15 protein-coding genes are annotated in these 26984 nt (G+C 54.0%); 14 read left to right on the top strand and 1 reads right to left on the bottom strand.

The genetic code is table 11. The features are described 5' to 3' along the window. The first annotated feature begins 64 nt into the window (after positions 1–64). From AC23NW_RS00145 to AC23NW_RS00080, 14 genes are all read left to right on the top strand, one after another. A complete protein-coding gene (locus AC23NW_RS00145; protein ID WP_487446907.1) occupies positions 65–6475 on the top strand; it encodes an alpha-2-macroglobulin family protein in 6411 nt (2136 codons plus the stop codon). 432 nt (positions 6476–6907) lie between these two features. Then, entirely contained in the window at positions 6908–7594 is a 687-nt protein-coding gene (locus AC23NW_RS00140; protein ID WP_487446905.1) for a hypothetical protein, read from the top strand. Between the two features lie 172 nt (positions 7595–7766). Further along, the gene (locus AC23NW_RS00135; RefSeq protein ID WP_293834261.1) at positions 7767–9410 is read left to right on the top strand and encodes a TldD/PmbA family protein; all 1644 of its coding nucleotides are present in this window, start codon (positions 7767–7769) and stop codon (positions 9408–9410) included. Positions 9411–9461: 51 nt separating this feature from the next. Further along, positions 9462–10778, top strand: coding sequence for a TldD/PmbA family protein (locus tag AC23NW_RS00130; protein WP_487446902.1), 1317 nt, complete (start codon positions 9462–9464; stop codon positions 10776–10778). A gap of 409 nt (positions 10779–11187) precedes the next feature. Then, a complete protein-coding gene (locus AC23NW_RS00125) occupies positions 11188–12828 on the top strand; it encodes a TldD/PmbA family protein (protein WP_293834263.1) in 1641 nt (546 codons plus the stop codon). Between the two features lie 13 nt (positions 12829–12841). After that, positions 12842–14188, top strand: a complete 1347-nt coding sequence (locus AC23NW_RS00120; protein ID WP_293834264.1) for a TldD/PmbA family protein — start codon at positions 12842–12844, stop codon at positions 14186–14188. Between the two features lie 336 nt (positions 14189–14524). Beyond that, on the top strand, positions 14525–16180 hold the full coding sequence (locus tag AC23NW_RS00115) for a TldD/PmbA family protein (RefSeq protein WP_487446900.1): 1656 nt from the start codon (positions 14525–14527) through the stop codon (positions 16178–16180). Between the two features lie 33 nt (positions 16181–16213). Next, positions 16214–17581, top strand: a complete 1368-nt coding sequence (locus AC23NW_RS00110; RefSeq protein ID WP_487446898.1) for a TldD/PmbA family protein — start codon at positions 16214–16216, stop codon at positions 17579–17581. Between the two features lie 81 nt (positions 17582–17662). Beyond that, positions 17663–18280, top strand: a complete 618-nt coding sequence (locus AC23NW_RS00105) for a DUF4159 domain-containing protein (RefSeq protein ID WP_071505192.1) — start codon at positions 17663–17665, stop codon at positions 18278–18280. Between the two features lie 41 nt (positions 18281–18321). Further along, positions 18322–19302 (top strand): AAA family ATPase, encoded by a 981-nt coding sequence (locus AC23NW_RS00100; protein ID WP_487446896.1) that lies wholly within the window; start codon positions 18322–18324, stop codon positions 19300–19302. A gap of 57 nt (positions 19303–19359) precedes the next feature. Continuing rightward, positions 19360–20214 carry a DUF58 domain-containing protein gene (locus tag AC23NW_RS00095; protein ID WP_293834268.1) on the top strand — a complete coding sequence of 285 codons (855 nt, stop codon included), beginning with the start codon at positions 19360–19362 and terminating at the stop codon, positions 20212–20214. A 99-nt stretch (positions 20215–20313) separates the two neighbouring features. Further along, entirely contained in the window at positions 20314–21504 is a 1191-nt protein-coding gene (locus tag AC23NW_RS00090) for a BatA domain-containing protein (RefSeq protein WP_487446895.1), read from the top strand. Then, a complete protein-coding gene (locus AC23NW_RS00085) occupies positions 21501–23717 on the top strand; it encodes a hypothetical protein (protein WP_487446893.1) in 2217 nt (738 codons plus the stop codon). Before AC23NW_RS00090 ends, AC23NW_RS00085 begins: the two co-directional genes overlap by 4 nt. Positions 23718–23775: 58 nt before the next feature. Further along, positions 23776–25395: a hypothetical protein gene (locus AC23NW_RS00080; protein WP_487446892.1), complete on the top strand. Its 1620-nt coding sequence runs from the start codon at positions 23776–23778 to the stop codon at positions 25393–25395. A 51-nt stretch (positions 25396–25446) separates the two neighbouring features. Here the strand turns inward: AC23NW_RS00080 and glpK are convergent, their stop codons facing one another. Continuing rightward, on the bottom strand, positions 25447–26949 hold the full coding sequence (gene glpK, locus AC23NW_RS00075) for a glycerol kinase GlpK (protein ID WP_487446891.1): 1503 nt from the start codon (positions 26947–26949) through the stop codon (positions 25447–25449). Positions 26950–26984: the final 35 nt, after the last annotated feature.

Genomic DNA, 26984 nt, shown 5'->3' with positions numbered 1-26984 from the left:
AGGAATCAAACCGGAAAAAGCATCTCTGTTACAACCATCGGCACGCAAACCGCGTCTTAAGACTATGCATAAACTACTCACCATCTGTTGGCTTGTGTTGATCGGCATGTCCGCACAGGCTCAAAAAAAGAACATGACAACGCCTTATCAGGCCGGCTGGAAGCAGGCCGACTCGCTGGCAGTCAAGGGCTTATACCGCTCGGCATTTGACGTTGCGAACCGGATTTATGCACAGGCAAAAGCCGATGCCAATTATCCGGAGCTGATCAAAGCCGCCATGCAGCGGGGCATATACAACTCGTTTCTGGACAGCAATAAAGCGTATCTCTCCCTCATCAGTTCGTTACAGACCGATGTAAAGGAGGTACCTGAACCGGCACGGTCGGTACTGTCGTCAGTGCTGGGCGAAATTTATTGGCAGTACTATCAGCAGAACCGCTGGAAACTGATGAACCGCACGGCAGTGGCGCCGGGCAAGTCTGTTGAGCTGGCGGTAGATACCTGGGATGCCAAACAACTGGTGGCGGCGACCACACAGGCCTATCTGGCGTCGATCCGGAACGCAAGCTTGTTGCAGCAAACGCCGGTAACCTCCTACAGCGCAGTGATTTTATCGTACGAAAAAGCGGAACCCTACAAGGCCTCTACCCCGCTCCGGCCGACGCTGTTTGATGTAATGGCGCACCGGGCGATCTCCTTTTTTCAGAATACCGAAGCTGATATCCAGCGGCCGGTGTTCCGGTTTGAACTGGATCAGGCAAACTACCTGAGCAATCCGCAGACGTTTGCGCGGCTGAACCTGCAAAGCCAGGATTCGCTGTCGGGGCGTTTTCTGGCGCTGGAAACGTATCAGAAACTAATCCGCTTCCATCTGAACGATACCGATCCGTCGGCGCTGTCGGATGTTGATGTCTTGCGGCTGAAATTTGTCCAGCAGTACAGCGTGCTGCCGGATAAAGAAGAGCGCTACAAGCAGGTATTGCAGGCAGAAGGCAAGCGGCATGCCGGTAAACCCGCCGAAGGCGACTACCTGTTTGCATTGGCCGAACTGCTGGCCGACGCCAATCCGCCGGTACGCCCGCTCCGGCGCGGCGTTGAGAATAGTACTGCCCCGGGCGACAAATCAGACAAGTGGGATAAAAAACAGGCCGCTGAGATCTGCCGGGAGCTGATCCGGCAGTATCCGGAAACGGTACCCGGTCAGAATGCCCGCAACCTGCTGGCCCGTCTGAGCAGCAAGCAGCTGGATATAACGATCGAGGGCGTTGTAGAACCCCTGAAGCCGTTCCGTGCGCTGATTGGCTATCAGAATGTAAATAAGCTTTATTACCGGATTTACCGTGTACCGGTTCTGTCGCCGGTCTACAATCAGCAGTCTTCGACGGAAGCCGACCTGGCAAAACGTATTGCCACACTGGCCAAAACCAAAGCGGTTGCTGTGGGGCAGGCCAATCTGACCGACGACGGCGATTTGCAGCGGCATACCATCGAAATTCCGCTGGGAGCGCTGCCGGTCGGGCATTACAGGATGGTGGCAAGCTCTTCGGACAAGTTCTCGGCCGAAACCGACGAAATCCGGTTTGCTGACCTTGTGGTCTCTAATCTGAGTTATCTGACCGATAACGAATATGACCGACAGGACTACCAGCTATACGTGGTGAACCGGCAAACGGGTGAACCGCAAAAGGATGTGACGGCGGTGTTGTATCATCAAGTACAGCAGGGTATGTGGGCGGTTGATAAGGCCAATACGGCCAGCCTGAATCAGGCCGGCGGCCGGATTGCCATTCGCAAAACGCTGCCGGTGGGCCAATACTATTTCCGGCTGATTCAGGGCAATGATACCCTCAATACCGAACAGTTTTATAGCAATAACCACCAACCTACTGAAAATCAGGGCGATATCGAACTCAAAGAAATCCGCCTGTTTACCGATCGGGCTATTTACCGGCCCGGGCAAACAATCTATTTTAAGGGCCTGTTTTTCAATGGGGCTAATAACAACTACAAAGTAGTACCGAATGAGGCTGTTGAGGTGGTGCTACTGGATGCTAACGGCGAGCAGGTGTCTAAAACGACGCTCAAAACGAATGACTTCGGGACTTTCCAGGGCAGTTTTATCGCTACAGCCGGTAAGCTGACCGGTTTGATGACCATTGAGGCTGAAATTGGCTCAACCCAGATCCGGGTCGAAGAATACAAACGCCCGACCTTTGAGGTGACCTCGCCGCCGGTGGAAGGTACATTCCGGCTGGGGCAACCTGTTTCGGTCAGTGCCAATGCCAAAACCTTTGCCGGAGCCGTTCTCGACGGAGCATCGGTGCGGTATCGGGTGACCCGTAAGCTGTATCAGCCGTGGTGGGAATGGGGCTGGTGGCGGCCACGGCCGGTAAACGCTAATGCGGCCGAGATTGCCAGCGGCGTTGCGACTACGAATGCCAAAGGTGAAACCAGCATTACCTTCACGGCCGCCCCCGACTTGTCGGTCGACGTGAAAAGCAATCCGGTGTTTGAATTTGACGTGACCTTCGACGTGACCGACCGGAACGGCGAAACCCGCAGCACCTCGCAAACGGTACGGGTCAGCTATTCGGGTCTGGAACTGACGCTGCCGATACCGGCCCAGATCGATAACCGGTCGGGACAGCCGGTTGAGGTAAAGATTACCAACACGGCTAACAAGCCGGTGCAGGTACAAAGTGAGCTCGTCATTTACCGGCTAACCCCGCCGGCGCGCGCACTGCGTAAGCGGCTTTGGGAAAAACCGGACTACCAGCTGCTGAGCCGTGCCGAATACGAGCAACAGTTTCCGCACGACATCTATGACGACGAAGACGACATCGTAAACTGGCCGAAGCAGGAAGTCGCCCGCATCAGCAATCCGGGGTCAGTTACGCTGGCCAAAGGCTACGCCTCAGGCGAATACATGGCCGAACTGCTGGCTACCGATGCTAAAACGGGCGCGAAAGCCACGAAGACGGCTTATTTCTCGGTACTGAATCCGGAAAAACCGGATTTGTCGGTCCGGACCGAAAATTTTGTGCGGGTTGAGAAAGCCGAAGTGCCGGTTGGGCAAAACGCCGTGTTCTGGATAGGCAGTCAGCCCGCTAACGGCTGGGTGCTGATGACGGTTGAAGAGCAGGGTAAAACAGCGCGGGAAGAATGGATACAGATCGGCGACAGTCCGAAGCGGATTGAGCTGCCGGTGCTGCCGCGCCATCAGACTGCCAAATACCGCCGCGGTTTTGTTGTACATTTTGCTACCGTCCGTTTCGGCCGGTTATATACCCAGACGCAGAATATCCGGATACCGGCCGATAACAAAGAGCTGAAAATCGAAACGCTGACCTTCCGCGATAAGCTGAAACCGGGACAGCCGGAAGAGTGGACACTGCGGGTGAGTGGCACGCAGAAAGACCGCATTGCTGCCGAAATGGTGGCTACTCTCTACGATGCGTCACTGGATGCCTTTGCGCCCTTGAACTGGCCGACGTCTTTTTATGCCAGTACCGATGACTTCAGCCAGGGCTGGCACTCGCAGTCGTTCGGTACACACATGGCCTGGGTACCCTTCTGGAGAAACCAGAGCCTGCCTCCGACCGCGCAGCATTACTACCCGTTCCTGACCTGGGGCAACTTTGCATTTACCGGTAATTTCTCCCGTCCGTTCCAATATCGTCCATCCAATAATAGAATGGCCATTGCTGACGGCGACATACAGTTAACCATTAACCGTAAAAAGAACACGATTAGCGGCCTGGCGCTTGACAGTGACGGGCAGCCGGTGCCAGGTGTTACCATTACGTTGGAAGGAACAAACCACGGGACCGTTACCGGAGCAGATGGCCGGTTCAGCCTTACGTCAAAAGATAAAAAGCCTGCGTTGATGGTCCGGATGATTGGTTTCATTCCAGTGAGGACTACTGTAAGTAAGGCACCGCAAACAATAACATTAAAGCCTGATGGTAAGGCACTTAATGAAGTCGTGGTAGTTAGTTACGGTGCACAGCGAAAATCAGAAATGACCGGTGCCGCTGTACGGATGGCCGCTGCCCCGGCTGCGGAAGCTGCTATGAGTGCTGATGTAAGTGATGGGACCCCTATCCGGATTCGGGGAAAATCTTCTCTGGAAGAGACGAGTGAAGGAACCGGTGCTGCTAAGCCAGCTACGCCGTCGATCCGCCGCAATTTCTCCGAAACGGCGTTTTTCTTCCCACAGCTTCAGACCGACAAGGAAGGCCGGATTCTGCTGAAGTTTACGATGCCGGAAGCCCTGACGCGCTGGCGGTTACTGGCGTTTGCGCATACAAAAGACATGTTGGTCGGGACGCTGGAGAAAGAAGTAGTCACGCAGAAGGAGCTGATGATCATCGCCAACTCGCCCCGTTTCCTGCGCGAAGGCGATACCTTGCGGCTGGCCGCGCGGATTAATAACCTGACCGAAAAAGGTCTGTCGGGGACGGCGCGCCTTGATCTGATCAATGCCCTGACCGGCGACATCATTACTGATAAGCTACTGAAACAAACCACGCAGACCTTCACCACCGCGCCGCAGCAAAGTACGGCACTGGGTTGGGTACTGGTGGTGCCTTCGGGCATTGAGGCCGTTACGTACCGCCTGACGGCGCAGTCGGGCTCATTCAGCGACGGCGAAGAGCAGACAATTCCGGTACTGCCGAACCGGATGCTGGTGACCGATGCGCTGCCGTTCTGGGTGGATGGTAATGAGAAACGGACCTTTACGCTGGATGCCCTGGCCAAACTGAATCCTGAAATGCCCGTGCGGCACGAACGTCTGACAGTCGAGGTCTCGGCAAATCCGGTCTGGTCGGCGCTGCAAAGCATTCCGTACCTGATGGAGTACCCGTATGAATGCTCGGAGCAGTTGTTCAGCCGGTTGTATGCCAACAGTCTGGCGGCGTATATTCTGGACCAGAAACCGGTATTCCGGCAGGCCATTGAGCGCTGGAAAACGGATCCGGTCAACAATCCGCTCGAAGCCAATGCCGAACTGAAAGCGCTGTTACTGGAAAATACGCCCTGGTTGCGGGATGCCAAAAGCCAGAAAGACCGGCAGGCACGTCTGGCCCAGTTCTTCGACGTTAACCGCCTGGCCAACGAACAGCAACAGGCGCTTGAAAAACTCAGTGCGCTGCAAACGGCCGAAGGAGGCTTCCGCTGGTTTGGTGGTATGGAAGCCAATCCGACTATCACCATGCACATTGTGGCAGGTTTCGGTCATCTGGCCAAACTGGGTGTCCGTTTCCCGGGCGACCTTCAGCCGGAGGTAGACAACATGATGGACAATGCCATTAAGTATGTCGATACCCAGATGAAGGACTGGGTCAGCCGGGAGAAGGCAAAAAATGCCTGGATTGGCTATTCGGCGCTGCAGTACCTCTATGCCCGCAGTTTTTACCTGCAACGCCCGATTCCGGCCGAGCTGTTGACGTATTTCAAACCGAAAGTGGTCGAGAAATGGCTGAACGAAAGCCTGCAAGGTCAGGCCATGTCGATGATTACGCTCAACCGTCTGGGCGATAAAAAAACGGCCGCAACAATCATGGCGTCGCTGCGTGAGCGGGCGACAAATGATCCGGAGATGGGCATGTACTGGGCCGAAAATACATCCGGCCTCCGCTGGTATCAGGCTCCTATCGAAACGCAGGCACTGCTGATCGAAGCCTTCGACGATATGGGCGCGGATAAAAAGCAGCTCGACAACCTGTGCAAATGGTTACTGCGCCAGAAACAGACCCAGGCCTGGCCATCAACAAAGGCCACGACTGAGGCGGTTTATGCCCTGCTGCTGCGTACCAACGACTGGACAAATCCGTCGAACACGGTCGTTGTAAACGTCGGCGGCATTGCACTGGCCAGTCGGGTGGATAAAACAGAAGCACTGACCGGTTACCAGAAAGCCACGTTCGGCCCGGGCGAGATTCAACCGGCAATGGGTCGGATTGAGGTGCAGAAAAAAGGCAACGGCCCGGCATTCGGCGCCATGTACTGGCAGCACTTCGAGCCGCTCGACAAGGTAGTAGCCGGCAGCACCGGCCTGAGTGTGCAGAAAACACTGTACATCCAGCGCGATTCGCCGGCCGGTCCGGTTATTTCACCGGTCGATCCGAACACCAGCCTGAAGCCCGGCGACCTGATTAAGGTCCGGGTGGTACTGGCTACCGACCGCGATATGGAGTATGTTCACCTGAAAGACAGCCGTGCGGCCGGTTTTGAGCCGGTATCGGCCTTATCGGGCTACAAATTTCAGAACGGACTAGGCTATTACGAAGCGCCGCGCGATGCCAGCACCGATTTCTTTATCTCGTACCTCAACAAAGGTACACACGTATTCGAGTACGAACTGCGGGTATCGATCACCGGTGATTTCTCGGCGGGTGTAGCCACCGTACAATGCTTTTACGCCCCTGAATTCACGGCCCATTCAACCGGCAGCCGCGTAAAAGTCCGGTAAGCCCACATCTCGTCACAAAACGAGACCACAGACAAGATCCCGTAGGGATCAAACGTCTATAGCCATTTAATTTATATCGTTCAATGCGCAAAACGCCACAGGATATCCTGTGGCGTTTTGTATTATCCAAAGAATCTGCAAAAACGATAAAAAAAATAAGTACCCGTCCAGACCTGGCATTTTGCCCGTTTGATATAGATTTTGTACCAGAAAATAAAAGGCATTACCGTAAAAGTTATACAAACTCATTGAATGCCTACAAAATAAAAATTGTACTGAAAAGTTAGCTGTTAATGCACTGCAAACCAAGTGATTGACTTTAGAGTATCTTGGTTGTTGACTATCGGTTCTAACCCTGATCATACTATTTTGACCAATGGGTTAGTGGCAATAAAATACCGGTAAAACACAAAAATCAACAACCTGAAGCGTATGAAAAATGTCTTTACTTATGGAATCTTATTAGGCCTGTGTTTACTGGCAACAATCACCGGAGCGCAGGACAAAGGATGGTACGAGGGAAAAATTACGCTGGCATCGAATCAGACGCTGGCTGGCCTGATCAGTTTTAACTGGGACGGAGATGTTGTGCAGGTACGGATGAATGACGACCGCATCCGCGCCTTTTCACCGGCGCAGGTACAGACCTTTACCTGGGCAACGTCAACGAAATCGGCACGGGTGTTTGGCGCGTTTCCGGTACCGGCAAAGGCGCTGGGCCATAAATCACGCCATCCGGACCGGCTGGTTTTTCTGGAAAACCACCTGACGGGTCATTATCCGGTATTCCGGCGTTTGCAGAAAAAGCACGGCCTTTTGTACATCCGTCCGAATCGGCCGGGCAATGTCGCAAACCAGCAGGATTTTGCCGGCGACCGCGATCACTTCGATTATTTTGTGTACGACGGCAAGGTATTCCGTAACCTGTTCAATTATTACCGCGACATTGAACCGCTCCTGGCCGACTATCAGCCGACGCTTGACGAATTTGCGCGGGCCCACCAGCTGAATCTGCGCGAGCCCATGGCACAGCTCATGATTATTGATCGGTACAACCAGCTGAAAGCAGCTGAACTGAAAGGGAAAATAGACTTTATGGATACATTATCAGCGCAATAGTAACGTTAACGGGAGTTCTCCGTTCATCACAAATGTTTTGCTATTTGTTGTTATTCTAAACATTTTTGACGATTTCATTGAGAATATGTGCAAAAAGAGCCAATTTCAAGACGTTTTTTGCCAAATTTTCTACTGAATAAACTAACTGAGTTTACCAAATCGTCAACAGTCAATGAAGAGAAGAGACTTTATGCACTTGTCGGGTATGGGTTTTGGCGCCCTGATGGCGTCATCGGTTCCTGTGCTGGGCAATGCTGTTTCGCTGGAAAAACTGCTGGAACCGGGTGCGGATGTGGCTTTTAAAAAGAAGATGGCCGACATCGCCCTGAACGCCGCAAAAAGCAAAGGCGCTACCTATACCGACGTCCGGATTGGCCGCTATTTGCAGCAATACCTGTTTACCCGCGAAACACGCGTGCAGAATATCGTAAATGCCGAATCGTATGGTGTCGGTATCCGGGTAATTGCCAACGGGACCTGGGGATTTGCGTCAACGAGCGATGTGACCACAGAAGGCATCGCCAAAGCCGCCGAAACGGCCGTAGCCATTGCCAAGGCTAACGCTAAAATCCAGAAAGAACCGGTTCAGCTGGCCCCGCAAAAGGGCGTTGGCGAGGTAAGCTGGAAAACACCGATTAAAAAGAACGCCTTCGAAATCCCGATTCAGGAAAAAATTAACCTGTTGATGAACGTCAACGGTGAGGCCATGAAAAACGGGGCGGGCTTCGTGACCTCGAACCTCTTCTTTGTTAACGAGCAGAAATATTTTGCCTCCACCGACGGGTCCTATATCGATCAGGATATCCACCGGATCTGGCCGACGTTTACCGTGACGGCCGTTGACCGGCAGGCCGGTAAATTCAAAACCCGCGACGCCCTGAGCTCACCGATGGGCATGGGCTACGAGTATCTGGATGGCCTGGCTTCGGAAAAGATTCCGGCACCGAACGGTCTGGTCGGCTACCGGAATTCCTACGACATGGTCGAGGACGCCATTCTGGCTGCTAAGCAGGCAAAGGAAAAAATGAATGCCAAAAGTGTGCAGGCCGGTAAGTACGATCTGGTACTTGACCCCAACCACCTTGGCCTGACCATCCACGAGTCGGTTGGTCACCCGCTGGAACTTGACCGTGTACTGGGCTACGAGGCCAATTACGCCGGTACAAGCTTCGCGACTCTCGATAAGTGGAAAACCAAAAGCTTCAACTACGGCAGTAAACTGGTCAATATCGTAGCCGACAAAACGCAGCCTTATACGCTCGGTACGGTTGGGTATGATGATGAAGGTGTGCCTTGTAAAAAATGGGATCTGATTAAAGACGGCGTGCTGGTAAACTATCAGGCGATCCGTGATCAGGTGAGCATCCTGGGCGAAAAAGAATCGCACGGCTGCTGCTACGCCGACAACTGGAATTCGGTGCAGTTCCAGCGGATGCCGAACGTCTCGCTACAGCCGGGTACGGAAAAACGCAGCGTAACCGACATGATCAAAGGTGTTGAAAAAGGTATCTATATCATTGGTCGTGGCTCCTATTCAATTGATCAGCAGCGCTATAACTTCCAGTTTGGCGGTCAGTTGTTCTACGAAATCAAAAACGGTGAGATCGCCGGTATGCTCGAAGATGTGGCTTACCAGTCGAACACGCAGGAGTTCTGGAACTCGTGTGCCCAGCTCTGCGACAAGGACGATTACCGGACGTTTGGGTCGTTCTTCGACGGCAAAGGCCAGCCTTCGCAGGTTAGTGCCGTTTCGCACGGTTGCCCGACAACGCGTTTCAACGGCGTTAACGTAATCAACACCGGACGGAAGATTTGATCATTCTGAACTATTCAGGGGCTGGATCAAACCCAAACTCATCAAACGAACATGGCAATTCTAAGCAGAGAAGAAGCAAAAAAGATTATAGATAAGGTCCTGGCCTATTCGAAGGCCGATGAAATGACCGTGGGGCTGAATGGTGACCGGACAGGCAACATTCGGTATGCACGGAATACCGTATCAACCAGCGGAGAGTCAAATAACCTGTCATTGGCCGTTACGGCGGTATTCGGCAAGCGTTCAGGCACCGCAACCATCAACGAATTCGACGATAAGTCGCTGGAGAAAACCGTTCGCCGGGCCGAAGAAATTGCGCGGCTGGCACCGGAAAACCCTGAATTCGTACCGGCCCTGGGCCCGCAGAACTATCAGGAGACCAAAGGCTTTTCCGATTCAACCGCGAAAATCGATCCCGAGTACCGCGCGAAAGTTGCCTTCGACAGCATTGATGCCTGCGCGAAGAAAAACCTGACCGCGGCCGGTTATCTGGAAGATTCAGCCGGGTTCTCGGCCATTGGCAACAGCAAGGGGCTGTTCGGGTATAACCGCGCTACCAGCGTTGACTTTTCCGTAACGGTCCGCACAGCCGATGGCACCGGCTCCGGCTACGTTACCCGCGACTACAACGATACGACCAAGCTGAACGCCCGCGAAGCCACCAACATCGCGGTACAAAAGGCACTTGCTTCAAGCAACGCACGGGCCCTGGAACCGGGGAAATATACCGTTATTCTGGAGCCAACGGCGTCGGCTGAGCTGCTGCAGAACATGATGCGCAGCTTCGATGCCCGTAATGCCGATGAAGGCCGCAGCTTCCTGAGCAAAAAAGGCGGTGGTACGCGCCTGGGCGAAAAACTGTTCGACGAGCGCATTACCATCTACTCCGATCCGTGGAATCCTGAAATTCCGGGGTCGCCCTATACCGGTGATGGCCGTCCGCAGCAAAAAACGACCTGGATTGAAAAAGGGATCGTTAAAAACATGGGGTACTCGCGCTATTGGGCGGAGAAAAAAGGCGTAGCCGCTACCCCGCCTCCCTCACGGTTTATCCTGGAAGGCGGCACCCAATCGCTCGCTGACCTGATCAAGAGCACAGAGAAGGGCATTCTGGTGACGCGGTTCTGGTACATCCGCGCCGTTGATCCGCAAACCTTGCTCTACACCGGCCTGACCCGCGACGGGACGTTCTACATCGAAAACGGCCAGATTAAATATCCGGTTAAAAACTTCCGCTTCAACGAGAGTCCGGTCATTATGCTGAACAATGTCGAGGCGATGGGCAAGCCTGTCCGCGCCGACGGCAACCTGATTCCGCCGATGAAAATCCGCGACTTTACGTTTACGTCGCTTTCGGACGCGGTGTAATCTGCGGGGCGATTGCGCATGTTTTGGGCAATAATATGGCTTGGGGTGGGTGCAGATGTTTTGGGCGATAATATGGCTTGGGGGTTTGCAGATGTTTTGGGCGATAATATGGCTTGGGGCGTTTGCAGATGTTTTGGGCGATAATATGGCTTGGGGCGTTTGCAAATGTTTTGGGCGATAATATGGCTTGGGGCGTTTGCACACATTTTGGGCGACCACGTGGGGTCGCCCCTACCGGATAAATAATTCGGGCCGGGATCAATTGCCCGTACGGGCGACCCCACGTGGTCGCCCTTCTTTCGAATCCGTTTCCCTTCATTCAAATCATTAAACCAACAAAACAGGCGACCATTCCTGTATCATTTTTCAAACCAACAAAATGGGCGACCACATGGGGTCGCCCCTACTTATGAACCGTCGTAATTTCATCCAATTGTCGGGGATGGGGATCGGGGGCATTATGCTGCCGGGTATTCCTGTTTCCGGCCGGCCTGTGGCGCCTGAAGCGCTGCTGGAAACCGGCCTTGATGTCGCTGTGAAGAAGCGGCTGGCGGATGCTGCCCTGAATGCGGCCAAAGCAAAAGGCGCAACGTATGCCGATATCCGCATCGGCCGCTACCTGAACCAGTACGTGGTTACCCGCGAAGACAAAGTTCAGAACATCGTCAACACGGAATCCTATGGTGTGGGCGTGCGGGTAATTGTCAACGGGTGCTGGGGTTTTGCCGCTGTGGTGGACGCCAAAAACGAAACACAGACCGCCCGCGCCGCCGAAGAAGCGGTGGCCATCGCAAAGGCCAACGCCAAACTGATGACGCAGCCGGTGCAGCTGGCACCACAAAAAGGCTTTGGTGAGGTAAGCTGGAAGGCACCGATCACCAAAAACGCCTTTGAGGTACCCATCAAGGAGAAGGTCGATCTGCTGTTGTCGGTCAACGACGCAGCGATGAAAAACGGAGCAAATTACGTGAACTCGGTCCTGTTCATGGTGAACGAACAGAAGTATTTCGCCTCCACCGACGGTTCGTACATCGATCAGGATATCCACCGGATCTGGCCGACATTCGGCGTTACGTGCATTGATCCGAAATCGGGCAAATTTGAAACGCGGCAGGCGCTGAGCGCACCGATGGGCATGGGCTATGAATACCTCCAGGCCAATCCGTCGGACAAGGTTACGGGCGTGACGACGCGCTACAATAAAGGCTACGACATGCTCGAAGACGCCATTGCCGGGGCAAAGCAGGCCAAAGAAAAACTGACGGCCAAATCGGTTGAAGCCGGTAAGTACGATCTGGTACTCGATCCGTCGCACCTGTGGCTGACCATCCACGAGTCGGTGGGTCACCCGTTGGAGCTTGACCGCGTGCTGGGCTACGAAGCCAACTTTGCCGGTACCAGCTTCGCTACTCTGGACAAGTGGCAATCGAAGACCTTTAATTACGGCAGCAAGCAGGTGAACCTGTTTGCCGATAAGACGCAGAATGGCTCACTGGGTGCCGTGGGCTGGGACGATGAAGGGGTGCAAACCAAACAGTGGGATCTGGTCAAAGACGGCACGCTGGTGAACTACCAGGCGATCCGCGATCAGGTGCACATCATCGGCGAAAAAGAATCGCAGGGCTGCTGCTATGCCGATAGCTGGAGTTCAGTGCAGTTCCAGCGCATGGCCAATGTGTCGCTGGCGGCCGGCAAAACACCGCTCTCGGTTGAGGAGATGATTAAGGATGTGAAAAAAGGGATTTACATCATCGGTGACGGCTCGTTCTCAATTGATCAGCAGCGCTACAACTTCCAGTTTGGCGGTCAGCTATACTACGAGATTAAGGACGGCAAAATTGCCGGTATGCTGAAAGACGTGGCCTACCAGTCAAACACGCAGGAGTTCTGGAATTCGTGCGCACAGGTCTGCGACCAGCGCGATTACCGCCTTGGTGGCTCGTTCTTTGACGGCAAAGGCCAGCCGATGCAGGTTAGTGCTGTATCGCACGGTAGTGCCACGGCCCGTTTCAATGGTGTCAACGTCATTAACACAGCCCGTAAAATCTAATCCTGAACCGATCATGTCAACCATACTAACAGAAGCAGAAGCGAAAGCCTTGCTGAAAAAGGTATTAAGCTATTCAAAAGCCGACGAGTGCGAGGCAAACCTGTCGGGCGATGAACGCGGAAACATCCGGTATGCCCGGAACGAAGTATCGACCAGCGGCTCATTGATTAACCAGAACTTACAGGTACAGTCGGCCTTTGGTAAGAAAGTCGGTATTGCCACCATTGACGAGTTCGACGAGGCTTCACTGGAAAAGGTAGTGCGGCGGTCGGAGGAACTGGCGCGGCTGGCCCCCGAAAACCCGGAATACGTGGGCTTACTGGGTCCGCAGACCTATCTGAAAGCAAACGGCTATTTTGAATCAACGGCCAGCATTACACCGGCCAAACGCGCTGAGGCGGTGGGCAAAAGCCTCGAAATGTGCCGTGGTATCAGCCAGGCAAAACTGACAGCGGCAGGCTTCGAAGAGGACTACAAAGGCTACTCGGCCATGATGAACTCGAAGGGGTTGTTTGCTTACTACCCGAGCACAAATATTAATTTTTCCCTGACCGTCCGGACTGAAGACGGCAAGGGCTCTGGCTATGTGATCCGCGGCTATAGCGACTTCGCTAAGTTTGATCCGGCGGCCTCGACCCGCATTGCGATTCAGAAGTGCATTGGTTCGGTGGGGGCTAAGGCGCTCGAACCGGGGAAATACACCGTTATTCTGGAACCGACGGCGGTGGCGGTGTTGCTGGAACGCGTTTTCTTTGACATGGATGCGCGTTCGGCCGATGAAGGACGGTCATTTATGAGTAAGCCGGGCGGTAAAACCAAGCTGGGCGAGAAGATTGTGGATGAGCGCGTTACGATCTACTCCGATCCGACGCACCCTGAACTGCCGGCCTCGCCGTGGTCGGGCGATGGGCAGCCGCAGGGCAAGGTCAACTGGATCGAAAAAGGCGTGGTGAAAAACCTGTCGTATTCGCGGTACTGGGCGCAGAAGCAAGGCAAAAAGCCCCTGCCAGGCCCGAACAACGTGATCATGAACGGCGGCACCATGTCGCTTGAAGACATGATCAAAAGCACGCAGCGCGGTATTCTGGTAACCAAGCTGTGGTATATCCGCGACGTTGATCCGCAGACGCTGCTCCTTACCGGCCTGACCCGCGACGGAACGTTCTACATTGAAAACGGCAAAATCAAGCATCCGATCAAAAACTTCCGCTTCAACGAAAGTCCGGTCATCATGCTCAATAACCTCGATGCACTCGGCAAACCGGAACGGGTGGTCAGCACCGAATCAAACCAGAATTACCTGTTGCCGCCAATGAAAATCCGGGAATTCACCTTCTCGTCATTGTCCGACGCAGTTTAATTATCCGGCATGGCACATGTACGGGCGACCCCACGTGGTCGCCCTACTATTTGGCCACGTGGTCGCCATGCTGCTTTCTTCGTGGTTAAGAACTCAGAGTAGCACTTAACAAACAAAGAGTTAGTTTTTGCCAATACACCAGAATAATAGCACAGAAACGATTTGTTTATTAGTCGATTATTCTGAAAATTAGCATATCCCCCATATCACCGGAAGCCTGCGAACGATCTGATCTTATGTATGAACGCCCCATTGTCAGACGCCTGAGCCGGTGTTAACAGAGGTGTTTGTGCCCTTTGTATCTGTTAGCTTTTAACCTAAACATACGCATATACAGTGAATCGTCGTGATTTTCTTCAGTTAACAGGTATGGGGATGGGAGGGCTGATGCTGCCCCATCTGTCTGCCGCGGGAATTCCCGTTCAGGGCCATGCTGTACCGCCCGAAGCCTTTTTGTCGTCCGGTATGGACGTTGCCCTCAAAAAACGGCTGGCCGACGCCGCCCTGAATACCGCGAAGTCGAAAGGCGCGAGTTACGCCGACGTCCGGATCGGGCGTTACCTCAACCAGTTTGTCATCACCCGCGAAAACAGGGTTCAGAACATTGTCAATACAGAATCCTATGGTGTCGGTATCCGGGTGATTGTTAACGGTTGCTGGGGCTTTGCGGCCATTGGCGATACGCAGAGTGAAGCCGACATTGCTAAAGCGGCCGATAAAGCTGTTGCGATTGCCAAGGCCAATGCGCGGCTTGTGAAAGAACCTGTTCAGCTGGCACCGCAAAAGGGCTTTGGCGAGGTAAGCTGGAAAGCACCGATTACGAAAAACGCCTTCGAAGTACCCATCAAGGAGAAGGTCGATCTGCTGCTGTCGGTCAACGACGCGGCCATGAAAAACGGGGCCAACTTTGTGAATTCGGTCCTGTTCATGGTGAACGAGCAGAAGTACTTCGCCTCCACCGACGGTTCATACATCGATCAGGATGTACACCGGATCTGGCCGAACTTTACCGTTACCGCCGTTGATCCGGCGTCCGGTAAATTCCAGACCCGCAACTCGTTGAGCGCACCGGTGGGCATGAGTTACGAATACCTGCAAACCAACCCGTCTGACAAGGTAGACGGCGTGACGACACGCTACAAAATGGGCTATGACATGCTCGAAGATGTTGTGGCGGCAGCGAAGCAGGCAAAACAGAAAATTACGGCTAAATCGGTTGAGGCCGGTAAATACGATCTGGTGCTCGACCCCTCGCACCTGTGGCTGACCATCCACGAGTCGGTGGGTCACCCGCTGGAGCTTGACCGCGTGCTGGGCTACGAAGCCAACTATGCTGGTACCAGCTTTGCAACACTGGACAAATGGCAGTCTAAAAACTTTAATTACGGCAGCAATAAGGTAAACTTCATCGCTGATAAAACGCAGGTGGGCTCATTGGGGGCTGTCGGCTGGGACGATGAAGGGGTGAAAACCAAACAATGGGATCTGGTCAAAGACGGAACGCTGGTGAACTATCAGGCGATCCGCGATCAGGTACACATCATCGGCGAAAAAGAGTCGCAAGGCTGCTGCTACGCCGATAGCTGGGATTCGGTGCAGTTCCAGCGCATGGCCAATGTATCCCTGCTGGCGGGCAAAACGCCGCTGTCGGTGCAGGAGATGATCAAAGATGTGAAAAAAGGGATTTACATCATCGGTGACGGCTCGTTCTCGATTGACCAGCAGCGCTATAATTTCCAGTTTGGCGGTCAGCTGTTCTACGAAATTAAAGATGGTCAGATTGCCGGTATGCTGAAAGATGTGGCTTATCAGTCGAATACCCAGGAGTTCTGGAACTCATGCGTGCAGGTCTGCGACCAGAATGATTACCGGATGGGCGGCTCGTTCTTTGACGGCAAAGGCCAGCCTTCGCAGTCAAGCGCCGTATCGCACGGCAGTTCAACCGCCCGTTTCAACGGTGTCAACGTAATCAATACCGCACGGAAGATTTGACAGAGCACTTCATCATCAAGATAGTAAATAAACATGGCCATCTTAACCAAAGAAGAAGCAAAAAAGATCATTGATAAGGTGTTGAGCTATTCGAAAGCCGATGAACTGAGTGTAAACCTCACCGGCGAACGGACAGGCAACATCCGGTATGCCCGCAATACGGTTTCGACCAGTGGCGAGGCCGAAAATCAGTCGCTCATCGTGACTGCCGTCATGGGTAAACGCACCGGCACGACTACCATTAACGAATTCGATAACGCCTCGCTGGAAAAGGCAGTACGCCGGGCCGAAGAGCTGGCACGGTTAGCGCCGGAGAGTCCGGAGTATGTGCCGATGCTCGGTCCGCAGAAATACCTCGATACACCGACCTTCGCCGAAAGCACGGCTAAAATCGACCCGCTTTACCGCGCGCAGGCGGCTTTTGACAGCATCGATCCCTGTGAGAAAAAAGGGCTGACCTCTGCCGGCTATCTGGAAGACACAACCGGATTTTCGGCCATTGGTAACAGCAAAGGCCTGTTCGGCTATAACCGTTCGACAAGCGTTGATTTCTCCATTACGGCCCGTACAGCCGACGGTACCGGCTCGGGATACGTAGCGCGGGACTTTACGGATACCGCGAAGCTGAGTACCAAAGACGCCACGAACATCGCGATTCAGAAAGCCCTGGCCTCGACCAATGCCCGCGCGCTGGAACCCGGCAAATACACCGTGATTCTGGAACCGACCGCGGCCGGCAACCTGATTCAGCCCATGCTGTTCAACCTCGACGCCCGCTCGGCCGACGAAGGACGCTCGTTTATGAGCAAAAAAGGCGGCGGAACCCGTATCGGCGAAAAGTTCTTTGATGAGCGCGTCAATATCATTTCCGACCCGATGAATGCCGAAATACCAGGCTCGCCGTTTGCGGGTGGTGGCGGTCGTTTTGGCGGCGGTGGCCCGGGCGGTGGTGGCGGCGGCCCCGATGGTCGTCCGCAGGAAAAGACGGTTTGGGTAGAAAACGGCGTGGTTAAAAACCTGAGTTATTCGCGTTATTGGGCGGAGAAAAAAGGCGTAAATGCCATTCCGCCGCCGTCGGGCATTATCATCCAGGGCGGTTCGCAGTCGCTGGCCGACCTGATCAAAAGCACGGAAAAAGGCATTCTGGTAACGCGGTTCTGGTACATCCGGGCCGTTGACCCGCAAACGCAGCTTTATACCGGCCTGACCCGAGACGGGACGTTCTACATCGAAAACGGTCAGATCAAATTCCCGGTTAAGAATTTTCGTTTTAATGAAAGCCCGGTAATCATGCTGAATAATCTGGAGGCTATGGGCAAACCCATGCGCGTGAGCGGCCACCTGATTCCGCCGATGAAAATCCGGGATTTCACCTTTACCTCCTTATCCGACGCGGTGTAATACCGTTTTCGGGTTTATGTTGGGCGACCGCTTTATATGTTGGGCGACCACGTGGGGTCGCCCATACGGGGATATTTTATGATGAAACCATTTTTTTTTACCCGATTACAATACGCTTCCGGCGACTGGGATACTGACCAGCGGATGCCTTCTAATCTGCTTCACTCGCTGGTTGAGTATACGACTGTGCCGGTTGATGAGAAGGAAAAAGTGGTCAAGCTGGGAAGTAACGATATTTTCAGAAGCCCGTTCTGCTACCTGAGCGGGCATAAACTGGTCGAATTTTCGAGTCAGGAGCGCGATGTGTTCCGGCGCTATGTGGATAACGGCGGCTTTGTGTTTGTCGATGACTGCAACCATGATATCGACGGGCTGTTTGCCAAATCGTTTGAGCAGGAAATGGGCCGGACGTTCGGCCCGAAAGCCTTGCAGAAAATCCCGAACAACCACTCGCTCTACACCTCGTTTTTTAAATTTGAGGAAGGGCCGCCAACGACCTCCTTCGAGCTCAACGGCTGGGGCGACGACCTGGTACACGATTACCTCAAGGCCGTTATGGTAAACGGCCGCATCGGCGTACTCTACAGTAACAAGGATTACGGCTGCGAATGGGATTACGACTTCCGGAACAAGCGTTTTCTGGCCGAAGACAATACGAAGTTTGGCGTCAACATCGTCATGTATGCCCTGACCGCCTGACCCGACACATTCGATAAACGGACATTGACAACTATTACAACTTGGAAACACAATCATTAACACACTATAAAGCGTTAGTGGCCAAGCTCCCGGATCTGAAAAAGGAGATTGGTAAAATCATTGTCGGACAGCAGGAAGCCATCGACGAAATCCTGATTTCGCTGCTGGCCGGTGGCCATTGTCTGCTGGAAGGCGTTCCGGGACTGGCGAAAACACTGATGGTCAAAACCATGTCGGAAGCGCTGGACATGAGCTTTAAGCGGGTGCAGTTCACGCCTGACCTGATGCCGGGCGATATTGTCGGAACCGAAATTCTGGAAGAAGACCACGAGACCGGTAAAAAGTTCTTTAAATTTAACCGTGGCCCCATTTTCGCCAACGTCGTGCTGGCCGATGAGATCAACCGGACACCGCCTAAAACGCAGGCGGCCCTGCTAGAGGCCATGCAGGAGTACAAAGTGACCTATGCCGGTAACGATTACCCCCTGCCGAAGCCGTTTCTGATCATTGCCACGCAAAACCCGATTGAACAGGCTGGTACCTATCCCCTGCCCGAAGCGCAGCTCGACCGCTTTTTGCTGTATATCAAACTTAGCTATCCGTCGGAACAGGAAGAACTGAACGTTCTGAAAAGCACAACCGGAACGAGCCGTCCGGAGCTGAACGCTATTCTGAGCGATCAGGACATTATTGAACTCCAGAAGCTAACCCGTCAGGTGCACATCAGCGACGAACTGATCAGCTACATCAACAAGCTGGTGCGGTCGACGCGGCCGGACAGTACATCGTCTGAGTATGTCAAACAGTGGTGCGACTGGGGCGCGGGGCCGCGGGCTGGTCAGGCATTGGTGCTGTGTACCAAAGGCCGCGCCGTGCTGAACGGACGTTTCTCGGTCATTCCGGACGATATCCAGGCACTGGCCTTTCCGATTCTGCGTCACCGGATGGCGCTCAACTTCAGGGCAGAGGCCGAAGGCATTACAACCGATAAGGTGATTGCAGAGCTGTTGAAGGCAAAATAATTGCCGGCCCGTGGCCGGTAATCTTGGTCCGGCGGGCAGGCATAGCGGAGAAAATCAATGGCGCAATTAGCAACCGACCTTATCAAACTCAATAACCTGCAACTGGCCGGCAAGCTGGTAAGCGATGAGCTGTTGCTGGGTATTCACGGCAGTAAACGGTCAGGCATCGGAACGGAGTTTGAACAATACCGGCATTACGAGCCGGGCGATGATCCCAAACGCATCGACTGGAAACTGTTTGCACGGACCGGTAAGCACCTCGTCCGTGAGTCGGCGACGGAAAGCAACCTGCACGTCCGTTTCCTGATTGATCTGTCGGGTTCGATGAACTACGGCGAAGGAGCCGTCCGGCGGCTGGATTATGCGAAAATCCTGCTGGCATCACTGGCTTATCTGGGCTATCGGCAGGGCGACCAAATGAGCCTGTACGGGTTGCAGGCGGGTTCGCTCCAGACACTGGCTCCCTCCGGAAAACAATCGTTTCAGAAAATTCTGGCTGCACTCCAGATCGCCGAAGCGAAAGGCGACTGGTCGAACAGTGATCCCCGGTTTCCGGAGTTTATGCAGAAACAGAAAGAGATGCTGATTATGGCGTCCGATTTTCTGCAGGTTGGCGACGAGTGGCTGACGCTGATCAAACACGCCGCCAATCCGCGCAGGGAAATTGTCATTTTTCAGATTCTGGGCGATCAGGAGCTGAATTTCGACCTGCGGGGCTTTTACCGGTTCAAGGACCTTGAATCGGGTCGGGAGGTGGAGCTGGATGCTGATGCGATCCGCGAAACCGTCCGGCAGGCGTCGGCGCAGTACATGGCCCGGCTGGAAGAAGCGCTGCGTATTCCGCACGTTCGCCTGATCAAGGTCCGGCTCAGCGATCCCATTGCCATGGTTCTGAAATCATTTCTGATGTAAGGCGGACCGGATCACACAGTGATGCTGTTCCGTTTTTGTATACTAGTTACGTACCGAAGCCTCATGGATATGGGTGATTAGCCTCACCCGATTACATAAATGGAGTTACTAAAACCTTATTTTTTATGGAGCGTGCTGGCGGTTGCCATCCCGGTTCTGATCCATTTCTGGCATCAGAAAAAGGGAAAGGTAATGGTCTGGGCGGCCATGCAGTGGCTCAGCGAAAAAAATCAGCAACAAAACCGGGGCATCCAGCTCGATAACATTCCGTTGCTGATCATCCGCTGTCTGCTGCTGCTGCTGCTCGCCTTTCTGCTGAGTCAGCCGGTCTGGAAACACATGACCGGAACCGAAACCCGGCAGCGGATTCACCTGATTCAGCCGGACGCCTTTCTGACGCAGAATTTCCGGTTTGAACTGGAAGAGGCGCAGAAAAAAGGCGAACGGGTATACTGGATGTCGCCCCAAACCGATGCCGTGGAGTCGGTGAGCGACCTGCCGCCGGTGACGGTAACGAGCCCGTTGCAGGTGCAGGCAGCCATCAACCGGGTAATGCAGAATGCCGGTGATCCGCAGCAAACCGAACTGCATGTCTATGTGGTGAACGACCGGCAGCTGGCGGCCATTCCGCATATTTATACGCCAACCGCATTCAGCCTGCATGCGCCGGTAAACCCGGATCAGAAAACGGCGGCCGCTTATCTGGCCGCTGAGGGCAAAAAACTGTTTGTTAATCAGGCAAATACCTTGGTGTCGCAACCCGCGCTCGAAGCCGGCAAGCCATTTAAACAGGCGCCTGTTGTTGACCGGCCGCTGACGGTGTCAGTCGCTTATCGGGACAAAGCACGGCAAAAAACGATGATTGCCGCCGTGCAGGCTTTGTCGGATATATACGACATTAAGGTTTCGGTAAATGAAAACGAAAACACGAATACGGCCGTTGACTGGGTATTAACCGATCAGAAGCCGGCCATCCTATCGCCACAAACGGTATATATCGTGTCCGGCACCATAGCACCTGCCACGACACCAAATGTAATCTATATGCCGGAGCCGGATGACCTTATTCAGACGGGCCGGTTGCCCGAATGGCTGGGGGAGCAACTGATCGCGCACTATAACCTGAATCCGGCCGCGTTGCCGCTGAGCAAGACCGAGCTGAATGCCCTGTTTAAACCGGCGATGCCGGGCGACGGCCATCATGAGGCGCGTACCTCACCCTGGCTCCTGATCGGTTTTGTGGTACTGGTTGGTCTTGAACGTTGGGTGGCTTTAACGAAAAACGCATGAACGAACTAAAACGAACCATATCGTCTGTTATTTACCAGCTGCATGCCAATGCGTGGGTAAACAGCCTGTTGCTGGGCGTTTCCTGCGGCATTTTTGCGCGTGCGGCTGATGCCTCTACCCTGGTGATGTCAGTGATTGCATTGGTCGGTTTCGGGGTAGGCGCATGGATTAACCGGTTGTATGAGCCCAAAAAAATGCAGGCCATTCACTTGCTGCATCAGGCCGTGGGCGATACCGAGTATAGCCTGGACCTGTTCGATAAGCCTGCCTTAAACATCGCAGAGCAATTACAGATCGACCGCCTTAATGAACGGATTCAGGGCGTGCGGGTGCCGGTTGTAGCGTTTACCAATATCGGTCTGTACATCAGTGTGCTGGCCGTTGCGCTGGGGTTTGCCTACACCTATCCGATGCTCCAGCCTGATTCGCCGGAGCACCACAAAGCCGCCCGCTACATTGCCGCCGTTACCGGTGATAAAATCATTGCACCCGAATTTGAGTCGGCGGAACTGACCATTCAGCCACCGGCCTATACACGGCTGCCGGTCACCGAAACCACGGACCTGAATGCCGTAGCGGTGAGCGGGTCAACCCTGCGCTGGACAGTGAGCCTGTCGGATCAGCAGAACGTGTCGGTGCGGTTGGTCAACAGCCGGGGCAATGAACTGGCATTTACGCGGGAGAAAGGCGGTTTTGTCCACACCGATAAGCTGATGAGCTCCGGCCTCTATGCGATCAAGGCCTACTGGAAGCTGGGCAGTAAAGATTCCCTGATCTACCAGTCTGATTTTTACCGGCTGGAAGCAAAGCCGGATATGGCGCCGAAAATCCAGCCTGACTCTAAAGAGCTCTATCGGTTTCATTACCTGAAAGACCCGAAAAAACTGACCGTTTCGGCAAAAATCGCCGACGATTTCAGCGTAAGTCAGGCATTTATTGTCGCCACTGTGGCCAGAGGAGCGGGTGAAAACGTGAAGTTCCGGGAAGTTAAAATACCGCTGGGGCAAAGCAATTTCAAGGAATCTCACCTGTCGAGAGTGATCGACCTCAAAGGCCTGAACTTCGCACCGGGTGACGAACTATACTATTACTGGGCGGCCTTCGACAACAAACAGCCCGAACCGAACTTCTCGAAGTCTGATACGTATTTTCTGGTCTACAAAGACACGACCAGGGTTGAAGAGTCGGAGCTGGCGACGATGGCAGTGAACATCATGCCGGAGTATTTCCGGAGTCAACGACAGATTATTATTGATACCGAAAAACTGCTGGCGAAACGTAAAAAGCTGGATAAGAAAGCGTTTAACAGCCAGTCGAATGAAATCGGCTACGACCAGAAGCTGCTGCGGTTACGCTACGGCCAGTATCTGGGCGAAGAGTTTGAAACCAATATCGGTGCCGGTGGCGGGATTCCGGATGATGCCGAAGGCGGCAACGTACTGGATGGCTTTATGCACAAACACGACTCCGGCGAGGGCGAGCACGAAACGCACGGCAAGGAACACGAAGAGCATGAACACGAACATGAGCACGGACACGATCATGGCCACGGGGCCGCGACTGAAAACAGCGATCCGCTGGCTGCGCTCATGGAGCAGTATGTACACTCCCACGACGATGGCGAGGCCAATACGTTTTACGAACAATCGACGCGGAGCCTGCTGAAAATGGCGCTGGAACAAATGTGGCAGTCGGAACTGCATCTGCGGATGTATGAGCCGGAAAAAGCCATTCCCTTTGAGCAGAAAGCCCTTGAATACCTGAAAGCAGCTCAACAGAAAGCCCGTACGTTCGTTAAAAAAAGCGGCTATGACCCGCCGCCGATCAAGGAAAAGGAAATGCGGCTGACAGGCGAGCTTAAGAACGTGAATACGACACCGTCGCAGGAGCGCTCGTTCAGTCAGCAGCGGATTGAACAGCTGGTTTCGGCTGTGCTGGGCTACCTTGACCTGCCGGCGCTGTCGGCCGGGCAACGGGGCACGGTGCAGCAATTGGGTTCAGCCTTGTCACTACAGGTTGTCAACAGTGGCCTGTCGAACTGGTCGGTCCTGACATCGCTCCAGAAACTGGCAAGCGGCAAAGGGCTGTCGGATACCGAAAAGGCTCAACTGCAAACAAAGCTCTATAAGCTTACGGGCGCCTCCGTACAAACCACCACGTCGTATACCAGTGAACGCCGGCTACAACAGGCATTCCGGAAACGACTCCGCTAAGAAATCTCTGTCGGGGGCCGGTGCTGCTACCAGTCCGGCCCTCAAATAACGCTTTGTCATGAACCTTAACTGGTCAGAACCAACCTCATGGATAATTGGCGGTTTGCTGCTGATCCTATTGGGCATACAGGTTGGTTTACTCCTTCGTAATACCACCCTGACGACCGGCCGGAAACTGCTCCGGCTGTCCCTGAACGTCCTGCTCTGGCTTATTGTCGCAGGGTATATCTGGCAACCCCGCTGGCGGGTGACCGTTGATAGTAAGCAAGCCATTGTTGCCGCCGGAAACGTCCCCCGCGACTACATTAACCGGTTGAAAGACAGTCTGAAAATAGCAGAAAGCTTTCACGCCGACGATTTTAAAGGCCAGTTTGAAACCGTTACGCTGGTGGGTCAGCAGGTACCGGCCAGTTTGCTGAGCCAGCTGAGCGCTACGTTTGTGCAGTGGATACCGTACTTTCAGCCGGATGCGATTCAGGCCCTTCAGTGGAAAGAAATTGTCCGGCGCGGTGAGTTACAGCAGGTAACCGGCCGTTTGCAGGCCGCTGAAAAAGGCTGGCTGAAACTGGTATTTGGGGCGCAGGTACTGGATAGCGTAGCGGTAACGGCGGGTACGAATGCCTTCCGGCTCCGGTTTCCGGCGTTTGCGGCCGGTCGCTCAGAAGCGGTGCTGGTGCTGAACGGTGAGGCGCTGGATACGCTCCGTTATTTTACCCGGCCAGCTAAAAAACTGACGTATCAGTTTGTGCTCGGAAGCCCTGATTTCGAAACCAAAACCCTCGCCGACTGGCTGGGACAGCAAGGGAATTCAGTATTACTGACCAGTACAGTGTCTAAGGATTTGCAAACCAGCATAGCCATCAACAAAAAAAGTGGTGCCATACCGGATATCATCATTACCGACGCCGATAACGGGCAGAATGCCGTGGTTAAAAAAGCCGTCAGTCAGGGAAAGCCGGTCCTGTTCCTGAATCTGGCAAACCCCGATACCGATATCCGGGCCATTAATCAGGCGACGGGCAGCAACTGGGCACTGCGCCGGATTTCCAACGAAGATCATGTCGTGGTGGCGTCGGGGCTTAATGCGCTGCCGTTTTCGTTTGCCGATGCGTTGCACCAGCAGCCGGTGACGGGCGTTCCGGTAGCTGTGCAGTATGGGCAGACCAATGTGGCCGTTAGCCTGCTGGCCGAAACGTTTCCGCTAAAGCTAAGTGGTGATAGCCTGGCCTACAGCAAGCTCTGGACCGCGATACTGGCCCCGCTGCAGCCTGCCGATAAAAACAGTATTCTGGTAGACGGGCCGGTGATCAGCGGCCTCGGAAACCGGATTCAGCTCAATAACTGGACCGTGAAACCTGCTGCGCTGCGGGTTGCCGGAGACACTGCACGGGTCCGGTATTCGCCGATTAACCCGCTGTCGGGCGAGGCGACGTATGTGTTCAGCAAAGCAGGCTGGACTTCGGTGCAGGATTCGGTTGATGTGTACGTGGAAGGCAAAGGCGCATGGCAGCAAACGCAGCAGGTACAGGCCTACGCGCTGGCGCAGACGGCAAATCAGCTGACGACCGCTGTGGGTGATCATACGCACTGGCGCGAAGTCCGTGTGCCAACGTGGGTATGGCTGGTCCTGTTTTTGGGATGTCTGACGGCGCTATGGCTGGAGCCGAAGCTAGGCTGATTATTGATTAGTGGTGGCACGACTCTCAGTCGTGCCACCACTGAATGGATTCTATGACTCCCAGCCAAAAGAGCGCTCAACGGCTTTCTGCCAGCCACGATACAGCCGGTTGCGGTCGTCTTCGCTCAGTTGCGGTTCGAAGGTATGGTCGATTCCCCAGTTCTGGCGTAAATCGTCAAAATTGCTCCAGTAACCGACCGCTAAACCAGCCGCATAGGCAGCACCAAGGGCCGTTGTTTCGGTTACTTTCGGGCGTACGACGGGGGTGTTGAGCATATTGGCCTGGAACTGCATCAAGAGCTCATTAATCGTCATGCCGCCGTCAACACGCAGTGAACTCAGCTCAATATCAGCATCTTTCTCCATCGCTTTCACCACGTCCAGGGTCTGATAAGCAGTTGCTTCCAGTACGGCACGGGCAATATGCCCTTTGTTGACAAAACGCGTTAGACCGGCCACAACCCCGCGGGCATCGGCTTTCCAGTACGGAGCATACAGGCCTGAGAACGCCGGTACGAAGTAGGCACCGCCGTTGTCCTCCACCGTCAGCGCCAGCGATTCAATATCCGAACTCTTTTCAATAATGCCGAGGTTGTCGCGGAGCCACTGAACCAGTGCACCGGTAATGGCCACGCTGCCTTCCAATGCATAGTTGACCGGCTGATTGCCAAACTGATAGGCCACCGTGGTCAGCAGACCGCAGGTGGATTTACGGAGCGTCGTACCGGTGTTCATGAGCAGAAAGCAGCCGGTACCGTACGTATTCTTGGCCTGTCCCGGTTCAAAACAGGTCTGCCCGACGAGCGCCGCCTGCTGATCGCCCAGAATACCGGCCACCGGTACGCCCGGCATTACCTCTGAGGCCACCGTACCATAGACCTCACTGCTGGGCCGGATTTTCGGCAGCATCGCACGGGGAATGTCAAACGCTTCAAGCAGTTCCTCATCCCAGTCAAGGGTTTTCAGGTTCATCAGCTGTGTACGGCTCGCATTGGTCACATCGGTAATGTGCTGGCCGTTGTAGCGGCCACCGGTGAGGTGCCACATCACAAAGGTGTCCATGGTGCCGAAAAGGGCATAACCGCGTTCGGCATCTTCGCGTAGTTCCGGCACATTGTCCAGCAACCATTTCAGTTTCAGGCTGCTGAAATACGTTGCCAGCGGAAGACCGGTTTTTTCGCGGAAACGATCCTGACCCAGTTCATGCTGCGCAAACTGATTCACCAGATCGCCGGTGCGGGTATCCTGCCAGACAAGGGCATTGTAATAGGGTTTGCCCGTCCGCCGGTTCCAGACAACGGTTGTTTCGCGCTGGTTGGTAATACCGATGGCAGCAATGTCACTGGTTTGAATGCGGGCGTTAATGCGGGAAAGCGCAACAACTTCAAGGGTATTCTGCCAGATTTCGTCGGGGTCGTGTTCAACCCAGCCTGGCTGCGGATAAATTTGTTTATGCTCTTTTTGGCCGACCGAAACAATGTTACCCTGCCGGTCAAAAATAATGCAGCGGGTACTGGTTGTTCCCTGGTCAATCGCAGCGATATAAGAAGCCATGTTTACCGGAAAAGGGTTAATGCTAAAACTGGCTC

It is taken from the genome of Arsenicibacter sp. R0_47 (genome assembly GCF_057652235.1).
Note: the sequence above shows the minus strand (reverse complement) of the source record. Positions and strands in the feature narration are given on the sequence as shown.